Annotated in this window: 15 protein-coding genes; 9 read left to right on the top strand and 6 right to left on the bottom strand. The window is 52.1% G+C overall.

Annotation, left to right across the window (positions count from 1 at the left end):
* Positions 1-86: 86 nt before the first annotated feature.
* From sirB1 to hemA, 5 genes are read right to left on the bottom strand one after another with little or no spacing between them, the layout of a single operon-like run.
* Positions 87-896, bottom strand: coding sequence for an invasion regulator SirB1 (sirB1, locus tag Q3V30_RS08855; protein ID WP_306212417.1), 810 nt, complete (start codon positions 894-896; stop codon positions 87-89).
* Complete coding sequence (locus Q3V30_RS08850; protein WP_306212415.1) at positions 893-1,291, bottom strand: SirB2 family protein; 399 nt, start codon at positions 1,289-1,291, stop codon at positions 893-895. Before Q3V30_RS08850 ends, sirB1 begins: the two co-directional genes overlap by 4 nt.
* A 14-nt stretch (positions 1,292-1,305) precedes the next feature.
* On the bottom strand, positions 1,306-2,136 hold the full coding sequence (prmC, locus tag Q3V30_RS08845; protein WP_306212413.1) for a peptide chain release factor N(5)-glutamine methyltransferase: 831 nt from the start codon (positions 2,134-2,136) through the stop codon (positions 1,306-1,308).
* Positions 2,136-3,218, bottom strand: coding sequence for a peptide chain release factor 1 (gene prfA, locus Q3V30_RS08840; protein ID WP_306212411.1), 1,083 nt, complete (start codon positions 3,216-3,218; stop codon positions 2,136-2,138). Before prfA ends, prmC begins: the two co-directional genes overlap by 1 nt.
* A gap of 36 nt (positions 3,219-3,254) precedes the next feature.
* The gene (hemA, locus tag Q3V30_RS08835; protein WP_306213140.1) at positions 3,255-4,511 is read right to left on the bottom strand and encodes a glutamyl-tRNA reductase; all 1,257 of its coding nucleotides are present in this window, start codon (positions 4,509-4,511) and stop codon (positions 3,255-3,257) included.
* 226 nt (positions 4,512-4,737) lie between these two features.
* Between hemA and lolB the strand changes: the two genes are divergently transcribed.
* The 4 genes from lolB (at position 4,738) to Q3V30_RS08815 (ending at position 8,752) form a co-directional block, all read left to right on the top strand.
* On the top strand, positions 4,738-5,361 hold the full coding sequence (gene lolB, locus Q3V30_RS08830) for a lipoprotein insertase outer membrane protein LolB (RefSeq protein ID WP_306212409.1): 624 nt from the start codon (positions 4,738-4,740) through the stop codon (positions 5,359-5,361).
* On the top strand, positions 5,358-6,254 hold the full coding sequence (gene ispE / locus Q3V30_RS08825) for a 4-(cytidine 5'-diphospho)-2-C-methyl-D-erythritol kinase (protein WP_306212407.1): 897 nt from the start codon (positions 5,358-5,360) through the stop codon (positions 6,252-6,254). The genes lolB and ispE overlap by 4 nt, the downstream gene beginning before the upstream one ends.
* 134 nt (positions 6,255-6,388) lie before the next feature.
* The gene (prs, locus tag Q3V30_RS08820) at positions 6,389-7,336 is read left to right on the top strand and encodes a ribose-phosphate diphosphokinase (RefSeq protein ID WP_124232585.1); all 948 of its coding nucleotides are present in this window, start codon (positions 6,389-6,391) and stop codon (positions 7,334-7,336) included.
* 237 nt (positions 7,337-7,573) lie between these two features.
* Positions 7,574-8,752, top strand: a complete 1,179-nt coding sequence (locus Q3V30_RS08815; RefSeq protein ID WP_306212404.1) for a GGDEF domain-containing protein — start codon at positions 7,574-7,576, stop codon at positions 8,750-8,752.
* A gap of 72 nt (positions 8,753-8,824) precedes the next feature.
* On the opposite strand, the gene ychH is transcribed toward Q3V30_RS08815, so the two are convergent.
* Positions 8,825-9,106 carry a stress-induced protein YchH gene (ychH, locus tag Q3V30_RS08810; RefSeq protein ID WP_306212402.1) on the bottom strand — a complete coding sequence of 94 codons (282 nt, stop codon included), beginning with the start codon at positions 9,104-9,106 and terminating at the stop codon, positions 8,825-8,827.
* A 261-nt stretch (positions 9,107-9,367) separates the two neighbouring features.
* Here ychH and pth point away from each other — a divergent pair, with 261 nt between their 5' ends.
* The 5 genes from pth (at position 9,368) to Q3V30_RS08785 (ending at position 13,459) form a co-directional block, all read left to right on the top strand.
* Positions 9,368-9,952, top strand: a complete 585-nt coding sequence (gene pth, locus Q3V30_RS08805) for an aminoacyl-tRNA hydrolase (protein WP_306212400.1) — start codon at positions 9,368-9,370, stop codon at positions 9,950-9,952.
* A gap of 575 nt (positions 9,953-10,527) precedes the next feature.
* Positions 10,528-11,067 (top strand): hypothetical protein, encoded by a 540-nt coding sequence (locus Q3V30_RS08800; RefSeq protein ID WP_306212398.1) that lies wholly within the window; start codon positions 10,528-10,530, stop codon positions 11,065-11,067.
* Positions 11,068-11,587: 520 nt separating this feature from the next.
* Complete coding sequence (locus tag Q3V30_RS08795; protein WP_306212396.1) at positions 11,588-12,661, top strand: colicin E3/pyocin S6 family cytotoxin; 1,074 nt, start codon at positions 11,588-11,590, stop codon at positions 12,659-12,661.
* A gap of 15 nt (positions 12,662-12,676) precedes the next feature.
* Complete coding sequence (locus Q3V30_RS08790; RefSeq protein WP_306212394.1) at positions 12,677-12,934, top strand: colicin E3-like toxin immunity protein; 258 nt, start codon at positions 12,677-12,679, stop codon at positions 12,932-12,934.
* Between the two features lie 321 nt (positions 12,935-13,255).
* Positions 13,256-13,459, top strand: coding sequence for an immunity protein (locus Q3V30_RS08785; protein ID WP_306212392.1), 204 nt, complete (start codon positions 13,256-13,258; stop codon positions 13,457-13,459).
* Positions 13,460-13,554: the final 95 nt, after the last annotated feature.

Here is a 13,554-nt window from a genome sequence, read left to right as displayed (position 1 = left end):
CGCCTTATTCATTAAGGGGATATAAAAAGCACTCTGTTTCCGCAGGGGGCCTTTCGCCTGCCCTGCCGAATGCTACAGCGTATAAATTAGTGCAGCGTAAACTGTTTTTGTTCGATGGAGTGGATCTGCAGCTTGATCATTTCGCTGACCGGATCTTCCGGGCACTGCTCAACAAAATAGGTCAGATCGCTGAGCGCCACATGTTCACAATCCAGCTGAGCGAAAATCAGTCCGCGGTCGCGTATCTCATAGGGATCTTCCGGATCCATCTGCACCAGCACCTGGCTGACCTGCAACGCCAGCTCCATCTGCTTCTCTTCCATCAGCGCTGACTTCAGCGTATCGAGCATTTTGTTCAGCACCAGCTGCGGCTCCGCTTCCTGCAGATCGTCATCATACAGCTCCGCTACCGGCCCGATGTTGCCCTTCAGCCACACTTCCAGCGTGTGTTCATCCAGCGTGTCGCCATTGAACGGATTGATAAGCCACATATCTTCGTCAATCCAGTCCGCGCGCAGGATCAGCTGGGTAGGAAAGATAACGGGCATCAGCGGAAGGGAAAGTTGTTCGGCAATATGCAGGAACAGGATACCCAGCGAAACAGCCGTGCCCTGACGGGTTCTGAGCACGTTATCGAGCCACAGCGTGTCTGAAAGGCGATAAACGCCGCTTGCACCGCCAAAGCCCCATTTTTTCCAGAACAGCTCGATCAATTTTTCAAGCTGCGTTTCCTGCTGCAACTGCTGTGGAATGGCTGAGCGGGCCTCTTCTACCAGCACCGCTAACTGCTTTTTCACGTCTTCAGCAGGAAAATCGGGGCGGATAGCCTGGGTAGCGGCTATCACTGCCTCGCACAGCGGCAACGCTGTGAGATCAACATTTGCTATCGACGTCATAAACTCCCCAACAATGGCATTTTCGATGTGGCCAGTTGACAGATAAGCACCAGGGCGACCACCGCCACGATAAATGCTATCCAGCGCACTTTTTGTGCGCGTGGCCTGCGCCCGAGCGCAATCGCCCCGAGCACAATATAGATAATAACGCCAAAAAGCTTCTCAGTCAGCCAGGCACCTTGCGGGCTGAATGGATAAAAGTGGGTTATCGTAACCAGCAGGATACCGGAAACCAGCAGCAGTGTGTCATTGAGGTGCGGCAAAATTCGTACCCACCGCTGTTGCAGCATCAATGACCCGGTCTGTAGCCAGTAAAATCGGATCAGGAACAGCACTGCCGTTACTGCAACAGTGATGAGATGAAGGGTTTTAATGGAACTGTACCACTCGGCCATGCTCTTTTCCTTGTTTACGGTTTCTGCGCCAGCGTCACGCGATCGTTGCCGCCATAATCCTGACAGGTTTCAATCGCGGTAAACTTGTTTTCGCGCAGGATCGTCCGTACCTGTTCAGCCTGTTGCCAGCCATGTTCAAACAGTAGCCAGCCGCCGGGGAGCAGATGCTCTCCGGCATTTTCCGCAATCCATTTGAGATCCGCCAGGCCATTATCGCTCGCCACCAGCGCACTCTCTGGTTCAAACCGCACATCGCCCTGCCGGAGATGGTGGTCAGCCTGGTCGATATAGGGGGGATTGCTGACAATCAGGGAGAACTGCTCGCCTGCTACGGCGCTGAACCAGTTACTGAGGCGAAACTGCGCGTTGCTGATTGCCAGCCGTCGCGCATTGCTCTCTGCCAGCGTTACCGCTGCGGCAATCCTGTCCACGCCCGTTACCCGGCACTCTGGCCGCTCGCTGGCAAGCGCTAACGCAATGGCGCCGGTGCCGGTGCCAAGATCGAGGATCTCCACGGCGTGCGGCGGAAGATGGGCCAGCGCCTGTTCAACCAGCAGTTCAGTATCGGGACGGGGGATCAGCGTGTCGGGCGAAACGCTGAGGGATAATGACCAGAACTCGCGTTCACCGGTCAGATAAGCTATCGGCTCGCCGTCAGCCCGGCGAGCCAGCAGCTCAGCCAGGCGGCTGAGCTGTTCAGGGGTAAGCTCGCTCTCGTCAAAGGCGATGATCCAGCTGCGGGAGCGGCCGGTGACATAACTCAGCAGGATTTCGGCATCCCGTTTCGGGCTTTCGCTTGCGGACAGTTGGGCAATGGCCGCCCGCAGCCACTGGCGAACAATCATTATTCCTGACCAGAGAGCGCGGCCAGCTGATCCGCCTGATATTCCTGCACAATAGGCTCAATCAGCATATCCAGCTTGCCCTGCATCGCTTCGTCCAGACGGTACAGCGTCAGGTTGATGCGGTGATCGGTAATCCGGCCCTGCGGATAGTTGTAGGTACGGTTGCGGTCAGAACGGTCGCCCGTTCCCAGCAGGTTACGCCTGGTGGAGGCCTCTTCCTGATGCTGCCTGGCCGTTTCCGCAGCACGGATACGCGCGCCAAGCACGGCTAACGCCTTCGCTTTGTTTTTATGCTGCGAGCGCTCATCCTGGCACTCCACCACAATACCGGTCGGCAGGTGGGTAATACGGATTGCCGAGTCGGTGGTGTTAACGTGCTGACCGCCCGCTCCCGATGAGCGGAAGGTATCAATTTTCAGATCGCCCGCGTTAATTTCCGGCATCTCTGCTTCAGGCAGCTCCGGCATCACGGCGACGGTGCAGGCGGAAGTGTGGATCCGGCCCTGAGATTCGGTTTCCGGCACGCGCTGCACGCGATGACCGCCCGACTCAAACTTCAGGCGACCGTAGGCGCCCTCACCGATCACTTTGGCGATCACCTCTTTATAGCCGCCATGTTCGCCTTCGTTAGCGCTCATGATCTCCACTTTCCAGCGGCGCATTTCCGCGTAGCGGCTGTACATACGGAACAGGTCGCCGGCAAAAATTGCCGCTTCATCTCCGCCGGTTCCGGCACGCACTTCCAGATAACAGTTACGTTCATCATCCGGATCTTTTGGCAGCAGCAGAACCTGCAACTCCTGCTCCAGCGCTTCACTGGCGGCACGAGCCTCTTTCAGCTCCTCCTGCGCCATATCGCGCATTTCCGGGTCATCCAGCATCTCTTCCGCAGCGGCAATATCTTCCTGATTTTGCTGCCATTTACCAAAGCACTGGCTGACGTCGGTGAGCTGAGCATATTCACGGGAGAGCGCGCGGAAACGATCCTGATCGGCAATGACGCCAGCATCACCCAGCATCGCCTCAACTTCTTCATGGCGTTCCTGCAAGGCTTCCAGTTTGGCGACAATAGAAGGCTTCATTGGTTTTGTTTTACCTTGTAATCATGTGGCGAAACGCTAATCCAGCCCAAGGCTGTCGCGTAAAATCTGCAGGCGTTCGTCATCCCCGTCACGGGCAGCCTGCTGAAGAGATTTGGTTGGCGCGTGGATCAGCCGGTTGGTGAGTTTATGGGCGAGGTCGCGCATCACTTCCAGCGGATCGGCGCCCTGCTGCAGAGCCAGAGCGGCGCGCGCTTCCAGTTCTGCACGAACCTGTTCAGCCTGAGAGCGGTAGTCGCGAATGGTATCGACCGCGCTTTGCGCACGGAGCCAGGACATAAATTCGCCGCTTTCCTGCAGGACGATGGTTTCAGCCTGAACAGCGGCGGCTTTACGCTGCGCCATATTGCTTTCGATAATGGCCTGCAGGTCATCCACGCTGTAGAGATAGGCGTTGGCGAGCTTGCCTACTTCCGGCTCTACATCGCGCGGAACGGCGATATCCACCAGTAGCATCGGCTGGTTACGGCGCTTTTTCAGCGCGCGCTCCATCATCCCCTTGCCGATAATCGGCAGCGGGCTGGCGGTGGAGCTGATGATGATGTCAGCCTCAGCCAGACGGGCGTCGATATCCGCCAGGCCAATCACTTCCGCCCCCACTTCATCAGCCAGCGTCTGGGCGCGTTCACGGGTACGGTTAGCGATAATCAATTTTTTGACGCTGTGCTCGCGCAGGTGCCGCGCAGCCAGCTCGATAGTTTCCCCGGCGCCCACCAGCAGTACGGTGACATCCGCCAGAGATTCAAAGATTTGCCGTGCCAGCGTACAGGCCGCAAAGGCCACGGAAACGGCGCTGGCGCCGATCTCCGTTTCTGTTCGGACGCGCTTGGCTACAGAGAAAGATTTCTGGAACATCCGCTCCAGTTCGCTGGCGATGGGCTGCCCGCGGTGGGAATCCGCAAAGGCTTTCTTCACCTGCCCCAGGATCTGCGGCTCCCCTAACACCAGTGAGTCCAGCCCGCTTGCCACGCGCATCAGGTGGCTTACCGCTTCATTATCATGGTGCCAGTAGAGGCTTTTACGCACCTCTTCGGCACTCAGATGATGATAATCACACAGCCACTTCACCAGCTCTTCCTGCAGGTTCTCCTGCTGCTCCACGCTGAGATAGAGCTCGGTTCGGTTACACGTAGACAACACGACGCCGCCCTGGACCAGCGGCTGGGCCAGCAGGCTGCTCAGGGCCTGATCCAGCGTATCTGGCGAGAACGTCACGCGTTCACGCAGTGCCACTGGTGCTGTTTTGTGATTAATTCCGAGTGCAAGCAGGGTCATGGTGATTAGGTAGGGGTTATCCCACTGTTGATAGGGTTTTGTGAGGCGCATTCTACAAGATGCGCGAGATCAAGAAAAGCCATCGTTCACCGTTCGCTGTAACAAGATATAGCTATTAAGCATCAAATAAGACAAATTGAGCATTGACGCCGCCGGTTTGGCTGGTTAGCTTGAACGGTTACTTTGGGCAAGAAAGCCCTTTCGGAGTCTGAGGAGTTGACCCCTAATGTTTATGCAGAATCGCCGCCTGATGCGGCTTCTCCCGCTTGCCGGCCTGCTGCTGACCGCCTGCAGCATCAATAAACCCCAGGGTCCCGGGCAGAGCGTGACCTCCCCTCAATGGCAGCAGCACCAGCAGGCTGTCGAAAAAATCACTCAGTATCAAACCCGCGGCGCTTTTGCCTATCTTTCCGATAGCCAGAAAGTCTATGCACGTTTTAACTGGCAGCAGACCGCGCCGGATCGCTACCGGCTGATCCTGACTAATCCGCTGGGCAGCACTGAGCTGCAGCTGGACGCGCAGGGCAGCGTAGTGCAGTTAGTGGACAATAAAGGCAAGCGCTATACCAGCAACGATGCAGAGAAAATGATTTCGCAGCTCACCGGCATGGATATTCCGCTGAACAGCCTGCGCCAGTGGATGGTAGGCCTGCCGGGCGACTCTACGGATTACGCGCTGGACGATCAATACCGCTTGCGTTCGGTTAACTACAGCCGTGACGGCCAGCAGTGGCAGGTGACCTATCAGGGTTACGACAGCAAACAGAACCCCACGCTGCCTTCCAATCTGGAACTGAAACAGGGCAACCAGCGCATCAAACTGAAAATGGACAGCTGGATCGTTAAATGAGTGAAGGTAAGACCCTGACCGCCGTAAGCAGCCGCCTGGCCTGGCCTGCGCCTGCGAAACTCAATTTATTTCTCTATATCACCGGCCGTCGTTCTGACGGCTACCACAATTTGCAGACGCTGTTTCAGTTTGTTGATTATGGCGATACGCTGACCATTGAAACCAACGCCAGCGGTAAAATCAGCCTGCTGACGCCGGTTGAGGGTGTGCCTGAAGAAGAAAATTTAATTGTTCGCGCGGCAAAACTCCTGCACCAGCATGCTCAGGCTCGCGGCACGCTGCCCGACAATGCTGGTGCAGCCCTGGCTATCGACAAGCGTTTACCCATGGGCGGCGGATTGGGCGGCGGCTCGTCAGATGCCGCCACCGTGCTGGTTGCCCTTAACCACCAGTGGCAAACGGGCTTCTCGCTGCACGAACTGGCCGCATGGGGACTGGCGCTGGGCGCGGATGTGCCGGTGTTCGTCGAAGGCTTCGCCGCCTTCGCGCAGGGGGTGGGTGAAAAATTGACTCCGGTGTCGCCGGAAGAAAAATGGTATCTTGTTGTCCACCCCGGCGTTAACATTTCCACGCCGGCTGTATTCAACGATCCTGAGCTGATTCGGCACACGCCAGCTCGTGAAATCAGTGAGTTATTACGCACTGAATTCCGCAATGATTGTGAGCCAGTAGTAAGAAAACGTTTTCGCGAGGTTGAACAGCTTGTTTCCTGGCTGCTAGAATACGCGCCGTCGCGCCTGACCGGGACCGGCGCTTGTGTGTTTGCTGAATTCGACACCGAGTCTGCTGCCCGTCAGGTGTTTGAGCTGGTTCCGAAAGAGTGGCAGCGCTTTGTTGCGCGAGGCGTTAACGTTTCGCCGCTGCACCGCCGCCTTTCAGAGCTATCAGAGTGACCGTGACAGCATCGCCCCGTTCCTGATGCTGCACGTAGATGACTATACCCGTATGAAACCGTCGTTACGGTATTCCGCCCAGTGCCGCTAACGATGATGTTCATTCTCTGGACGCAAAGCCTGAGGTTCTTCTCGTGCCTGATATGAAGCTTTTTGCTGGTAACGCCACACCCGAACTAGCACAACGTATTGCCAACCGCCTTTACACCAGCCTGGGCGATGCCGCCGTCGGCCGTTTTAGTGATGGCGAAGTAAGCGTACAAATTAATGAAAATGTACGCGGTGGTGATATTTTCATCATCCAGTCCACCTGTGCCCCTACCAATGACAACCTGATGGAACTGGTTGTGATGGTAGATGCCCTGCGCCGTGCATCCGCTGGCCGTATTACTGCCGTCATCCCCTATTTTGGCTACGCCCGTCAGGATCGTCGTGTACGTTCCGCTCGTGTACCTATTACGGCCAAAGTGGTTGCTGACTTCCTCTCCAGCGTAGGTGTCGATCGCGTACTGACTGTGGATCTGCATGCTGAACAGATTCAGGGCTTCTTTGACGTCCCGGTTGATAACGTATTTGGTAGCCCGATCCTGCTGGAAGATATGCTGCAGATTGGTTTAGAGAACCCGATTGTGGTCTCTCCGGACATCGGTGGCGTGGTTCGTGCCCGCGCTATCGCTAAGCTGTTGAACGACACCGATATGGCGATCATCGATAAACGCCGCCCACGTGCTAACGTTTCTCAGGTGATGCATATCATCGGTGACGTCGCTGGTCGTGACTGCGTGCTGGTGGATGACATGATCGACACCGGTGGCACCCTGTGCAAAGCCGCTGAGGCCCTGAAGGAGCGTGGCGCTAAGCGTGTATTCGCTTACGCTACTCACCCGATTTTCTCCGGTAATGCCGTAGAAAACCTGCGTCATTCCGTAATCGACGAAGTGGTGGTTTGCGACACCATTCCGCTGCCGGAAGAGATCAAAGCCCTGCCAAACGTCCGTACGTTAACGCTGTCAGGCATGCTGGCTGAAGCGATTCGTCGTATCAGCAACGAAGAGTCTATCTCTGCAATGTTCGAGCATTGATAGCCAGAGGGGGACGGGTTCGCCCGTCCCGCTTTTAGCTTTACGGGTATCCATTCTGTCACGGGTCATTAACCTTTTTTAAATTCCACGCCGCTTATTTTTCCTCTTTGTTATTGCCGCATTTGCCTTAATTATCACCAGCCGTAATTATTTTTCGCAAAGCGCCCTGCCAGCTCTTTTGGCTTGTAATCATTAGTGATATTTTGCCTGAACCGCCCCGCCAGGAATCTTCTTACTATGACGCTCGACGTCTATACCCTCTTCGTTTGCGAGCTCTATGTGCTGTTCTTCCTCTGCATCATTATGGTGTTTGCCTGGAAAGGGTCGCAGTACAGTCGTGTGTTAGGCTTTCAGTGCCTGTCGCTGAGCGTCACTATCGTCGCCGTATTTTTGAGCAGCCTGCGCAGCGAGGGGCACCTATTCCTGCCCGTAGCCGTTGGGAATCTGCTGGTGATGCTGGCCTACAGTCTGCTGGTCATGGCCTTCCGCGCTTTTCGGGGCGCCTCCTGCGGATGGCTCTGGACGCTGGGCCCGCTGATCTGGGTTCTGCTTTGCCTCTCTCCGGCGTTTTATCACTCCATGCCGCGCCGTATCCTGGCCGTCTGCGTGTTCTGCGTGATTTATACCGGCTGGATGATCGTGGAGCTGCACCGTTCACGGGCCACCCTTCCCGTCACCTACTGGCCTGCGCAATTACTGCTCTGGATCCATCTGCTGTTTCATGTTGTCAGAGGCGTGATGGATGGCGGCGTTGCCAGCCCGCTGCATGGTGCGATTGGCGGCTCCACCTTCTCGGTTTACGTGATTATGGAGTCCATCCTGATGGTGATTGGGCTGACCTTTGCCATGCTGGCGATGGTAAATGAGCGGACGCAGATCCAGTATAAAAATGCTTCCCTGCTCGATCCTCTCACCGGCATCTGGAACCGCAGGGCGCTGTTTGAACAGGGCGAAGCGATGGGACGTCAGTGTGACAAAACATCGCAGCCGCTGACCATCATGCTGTTCGACCTCGACTATTTCAAAAGCATCAATGACCGGTTCGGTCACAATCAGGGCGACCGGGTATTAATTGATTTTTGTACCCGGGTAGAGCAACTGATGCCCGCCAGAAGCGTTTTTGCCCGACTGGGCGGGGAAGAATTTGCCGCCATTGTCATGTTAAGCGAAGAGGATGGTGTGCGCTGTGCGGAGAAAATCCGCCATGCAGTTGCAAGCTCCCAGCCTGAAGGAGTGCATTATACCGTGAGCATTGGCGTAGCGAGCTGTAATGAGAGCGATCGCTCAGTGGCGCCGCTGATGGTGGCTGCGGATGAAGCTCTCTATCAGGCTAAAGCTCTGGGACGGAACCGGGTGATACGTTTTCAGCCTGACGAGCCGGAGAGCGCTAAAGTACTGAGCGCAACCGGCGCCTGAGCAGATATTTTACCCCAGGCGCTCAAAGCAAAACGCCTCTTATCAAAGAGGCGTTGGTCGGAGGCGTTAAGGTTAGTGGTGGCCGTGCCCGTTCGATCTTCTGCAGCGCTCGTCGCCATAATGACGAACCCAGTAGTAGCGGTCGCACACTTTCTCGCGCCCGCTTATGCGCGCGCCCACCAGCCATAACAGCGCACCAATAAAGATGCTGAAAATAGCACCCTGCACCATAAACTGCGGTAAGTGGAGCTGAGGAAGCTGATTCAGTACGGAATAACCTACTCCCACCACCATTACCACCAGCCCCAGCACCATCAGTGCGTTACCGGTCAGATTGGCATGTTTACGTTTCATTCTTCCTCTCCCGTTCCCAGCCTTGTTCAGATGTCATAAGTTTATGCAATAGCTGAACGGCGCGGTGCGGGTCAGATCACATTTGCTGCACAAAGTTTGACAAAACTTTACGCGTAAGCGCCTGCTTTTTAATAGAATTCATATTATCACCTTAATCAACTATTGCTTTTCAGACACATTATCACGCGCAATTTTGAGTTCTTCGCCGCAGCCAGGTACACTAGCGCCTGATCCCTCGCACTTCCTCAGGAAAACAGACAAGTGAGCAGCATTAAACTGATTGTAGGCCTTGCCAATCCCGGCGCTGAGTACGCCGCCACCCGCCATAATGCAGGCGCCTGGTACGTTGATTTACTGGCGCAGCGCTACAATCAGGCGTTAAAGGAAGAGAGCAAATTTTATGGCTATACCGCGCGGCTGAATATCGCTGGCGAAGATGTCAGGTTGCTGGTGCCCACCACATTTATGAATCTGAGCGGTAAAGCGGTAGGCGCGATGGCGACGTTTTACCGTATCGCACCGGAGGAGATCCTTGTGGCGCACGATGAGCTGGATCTCCCGCCCGGCGTGGCGAAGTTTAAGCAAGGCGGCGGACATGGCGGCCATAACGGCCTGAAAGATATCATCAGCAAGTTGGGTAACAATCTCAACTTTCATCGGTTGCGTATCGGCATTGGTCATCCTGGCGATCGCAATAAAGTGGTGGGTTTTGTGCTGGGTAAACCTCAGGCAGCGGAACAGACGCTGATCGATAACGCCATTGACGAAGCGGCGCGCTGCACGGAAGTGTGGCTGAAAGAAGATCGTTTAAAAGCGATGAACCGGCTGCACAGCTTTAAAGGTTAGGGTTATTAAGAGTGGCTGGTTAGGGTTATTTAAGAGCGGCTGAAGAATATTCTTCAGTCCGCCAGCACGTAGAATTGATACGATTGCAATTTCACAGATTTTTTATAAAGGCTGCAACAAAGCCTGGCAGATGGATCATAAAAGTTAAATAATTGACGAAAAAATATCGTGCATAATTTATGAATTTAACGGGTCTTCTGAATAAAATTATCTGTTGTATGATAATCTTTCCAGAAAGATAAATCCCTACTCCCGCTTAACCTGTATAAATTTCACTCTCCCCTCTTCCTTTAAATAAAGACCTCCTTTTCTTTCCAGATGTTTATTAAAAATCACCTTAATTAATTTAAGTAACAAGTTCATCACATTTACAAGGTATCAGAAAGACAGGCGTATCGTAAAATTATTAACCCCCACACCCCACTGCTTTGTTGATAGTCTTGTTTATGAAAATTATTATCCAGATCACATTATCCCACGATGAATATATATATATTTTTCTTCTACGCAAAAACACATTATAAAATCACTAATATGATTTTAAAGGACTATTTATACTAACAAAGGAGAGTTTTATGGTGGGATTCAATTATGGTGGTGGCCCGGGCGATGGCACCAACTGGAGTTCAGAAAGAGGAAGTGAACCCAGCCCGGGCGGCGGCAGCCAGGGACATGGCGGCGATCGAGACAATGGGGGATCTTCAAATAGCGGAAAATCTCAAGCGACAGATGAACTCCGCGCGGCTGGCGATGCCCTTGCCCGAGCAAAAGGTAAAGTACCTGCTGAATTTGGTTACTATTACATTAATGAAGATGGCGAGATTATCGGTGTATCGAATACTTCTTTTATATCGTTATCGATAACAGCGCTTGGCGATAAATATACAAGTTATTATCCGGCCCGCTCTAATTTTGGCCCTGCTCCCGCCCATCTGCTTCATGATTTTGGCAACAGCGGTGAAAACAGGGTCAACAGTATCTACAACGGAGAGTATAGCCTCGGTGCACAATATAAAGGGGACCTCTCTAACGCCCGAATCGCTGAGCTGAAAAAAAATCATTGCCGACAATGCAAAATGGGCGAGCAGCACGCAATCTGGCCGCAGGATCACTAAGGCGCGGCAGCAGACCCAACTGGCAGAAAGAGAAATTGCAATAATAAACCTGGTTCGCCAGGAGAAAGCCCAACTTGATGCCGCTGTAGCCCGTGCAGAAGCAACCGCCAGGGCGCAAGCCAAAGCAGAAGCTGAGGCGCGAACCAAAGCAGAGAGTGAAGCACGGGCCAGAGCGGAAGCTGAAGCGCGAGCCAAAGCTGAAGCGAAAGCAAGAGCAGAAGCTGAGGCGCGAGCCAGAACAGAAGCTGAAGCACGCGCCAAAGCTGAAGCGAAAGCAAGAGCAGAAGCTGAGGCGCGAGCCAGAGCAGAAGAAAGAGCTAAAGCAGAAGCCGCAGCAAAAGCCAGAACAGAGGAAAGAGATCGGTTCCAGAAAACCGTTCAAGCTGCTACCGGCGTCAGTTTAGCTGAGACAGAACGGCTTAAAGCTGAGGAGCGCACCCGCACCAACGCCTTAGCGGCAGTAGGGCTGGAACCATCATATTCTGAGTCGTCTCCTTATTTAACAAATATTGCCAAAGTAATGAGCGCAGCTACCACGCTGGCATTCAATCGTGCCGCCTATGGCGGAATGCAGCTGGCTGCCGAAGGAGCAGGTACGCTCATAATCGATACTGCCGCTACCGCTGCTTTAAAAAAAGCTATAGAGTCCGGCATAAGTTTGCTGGCAAAAAGCAGTATCGCGGGCGTTATTGTAGCGGGTTTCTGGCCTACGGAAGCCGGAAAGAATAGCGATAAGGTAGGCCTTGATGCTGCCGCTCTCTTCACGGTACAAGCTGAGTTGTTGGCAGGGCAAGGCGTTATCCAGCCTGAAATGAACATGGTGGAAATACCGGTGCGTGGGGCACTGGTCGAAGAGAATGGTCATCTGGCATTAAAACTGTTCAAAACAGGTGAAAATGGCATTTCCAAAAATGTACACATAGTGAAGGCGGAGCGTGACAGACAAACTGGTTTGGATATTATTACACTTCCGCCGACCAAATATTATCCCTCCAGAACAATAATTGTTAATCCCTATTTGGAGGATACAATAAAAGCAGCAGATGTAATGGAAATCCCACATATCCTCCCTGGGGGCGACCCTCTCAATCCTGCTGATTATGCTGTGCCTCCCCTTTCGCAACCAGTACCTGCGACGCCGACTCATACCGGCACTGAAATTAAAGCAGTCGATAATATACAGATAACTACAACCCCCGTGGCCGAAGAGGAAGTAAGAGACTTTATATACTGGCAACTGGATGCCAGCGCCACGGCTGTGGAACCTGTATATGTTATGCTAAGTGAGCCAAAAACCAGGAAAGGTGAAAAAGAGTACGGGCATGATTATTTTAATGCGCCAAAAACACAGGAAATTAAAGGGCTAGGGCCCCTTAAGGAAGGAAAACCCAAGACTCCGAAACAAAGCGGTGGAGGAAAACGAGCAAGATGGTATGGCGATAAAGGTAAAATAATTTATGAATGGGATTATCAGCATGGTGAGATTGAAGGTTATAGAGCCAGTGATGGCCAGCATATAGGTTCTTTTGATCCAAAAGACGGAAACCAATTGAAAGATCCTGTTCCAGGAAGAAACATCAAAAAATACCTTTAGCAAGAGGCTTAAATAATGGGACTACAATTAAAGTTAAACTGGTTTGAAAAAGAAACAGAAGAATTTACAGGGAAAGAATATTCACAAGATTTAGGGGATGACGTTTCTGTTATTGAACGTCTTGATCTTTCTGTGGAAGAAGATATAAACAATGGTGAATTTGAAGTGAAGCAGGGATTTGCTTCTGTTTTACAACCGTACTTTAAACACGAAATAGAAATTAACAAGTTTGATTACTTTGTAGCTTTTAATTACCAAAAAAACAAGTGGTGAATATATAAGTGCCATTAGAGTAAACTGAGGTGGATTATATCAACATAAGATTCACCTCTTATTCTTTTCACAAAAAATTATTTAAATTTAAAAAAATATATTTACCAATATCGCACTAATAAGCATCATAAATTTCCAAAAGACTGCAAAATACTCAATTAACATAACCCTTAAAATCCCGTTTTAAATAGAAGTATATAGCTATGTGTTATGTTCACCCTAACCTTGAAATGTAATGTATAGCTCATAATTTAAATTATAATTTTATACATTGGACGACGCTCCGGCCGAGAGGAATAATAAATGATTAATTAAAATAAAATGTTTGAAAATGAAAGCGTGGAAGATGTTGTTGTTTATCTGATGCCAGAATTTTCTTACCAAGATATTGACCGCTGGTTTGTACGCTATAAATTTGAGGTTATCGCTAATGGTTTACTGTTGCGAACGACTGAAAAACTTTTAAAAGAAGGCAAGCTCGCAAAAAATGAAAAAGGTCACATAATCAGAGGATATAACTGGTAGGAACCTCAATTTGTAATGCAAAAGAAATACGGCATAGAATAATTAATTAAGATCGGGTCAATAGGCGCCTGCATCTATAAAGTGATGACGGGCGC

It is taken from the genome of Erwinia pyri (assembly GCF_030758455.1).
Classification (GTDB): Bacteria; Pseudomonadota; Gammaproteobacteria; order Enterobacterales; family Enterobacteriaceae; genus Erwinia; species Erwinia pyri.
The sequence above is the reverse complement of the archived record's forward strand: the minus strand, read 5'-3'. Positions and strand labels throughout refer to the sequence as shown.

Coding starts and splice junctions, on each gene's coding strand:
- prmC (WP_306212413.1), bottom strand. CDS start 2,136: ATGATTGTTCGCCAGTGGCTGCGGGCGGCCATTGCCCAACTGTCCGCA.
- Q3V30_RS08815 (WP_306212404.1), top strand. CDS start 7,574: ATGACGCTCGACGTCTATACCCTCTTCGTTTGCGAGCTCTATGTGCTG.
- Q3V30_RS08850 (WP_306212415.1), bottom strand. CDS start 1,291: ATGGCCGAGTGGTACAGTTCCATTAAAACCCTTCATCTCATCACTGTT.
- ychH (WP_306212402.1), bottom strand. CDS start 9,106: ATGAAACGTAAACATGCCAATCTGACCGGTAACGCACTGATGGTGCTG.
- ispE (WP_306212407.1), top strand. CDS start 5,358: ATGAGTGAAGGTAAGACCCTGACCGCCGTAAGCAGCCGCCTGGCCTGG.
- Q3V30_RS08790 (WP_306212394.1), top strand. CDS start 12,677: ATGGGACTACAATTAAAGTTAAACTGGTTTGAAAAAGAAACAGAAGAA.
- Q3V30_RS08795 (WP_306212396.1), top strand. CDS start 11,588: ATGAGCGCAGCTACCACGCTGGCATTCAATCGTGCCGCCTATGGCGGA.
- lolB (WP_306212409.1), top strand. CDS start 4,738: ATGTTTATGCAGAATCGCCGCCTGATGCGGCTTCTCCCGCTTGCCGGC.
- sirB1 (WP_306212417.1), bottom strand. CDS start 896: ATGACGTCGATAGCAAATGTTGATCTCACAGCGTTGCCGCTGTGCGAG.
- Q3V30_RS08800 (WP_306212398.1), top strand. CDS start 10,528: ATGGTGGGATTCAATTATGGTGGTGGCCCGGGCGATGGCACCAACTGG.
- hemA (WP_306213140.1), bottom strand. CDS start 4,511: ATGACCCTGCTTGCACTCGGAATTAATCACAAAACAGCACCAGTGGCA.
- prfA (WP_306212411.1), bottom strand. CDS start 3,218: ATGAAGCCTTCTATTGTCGCCAAACTGGAAGCCTTGCAGGAACGCCAT.
- Q3V30_RS08785 (WP_306212392.1), top strand. CDS start 13,256: ATGTTTGAAAATGAAAGCGTGGAAGATGTTGTTGTTTATCTGATGCCA.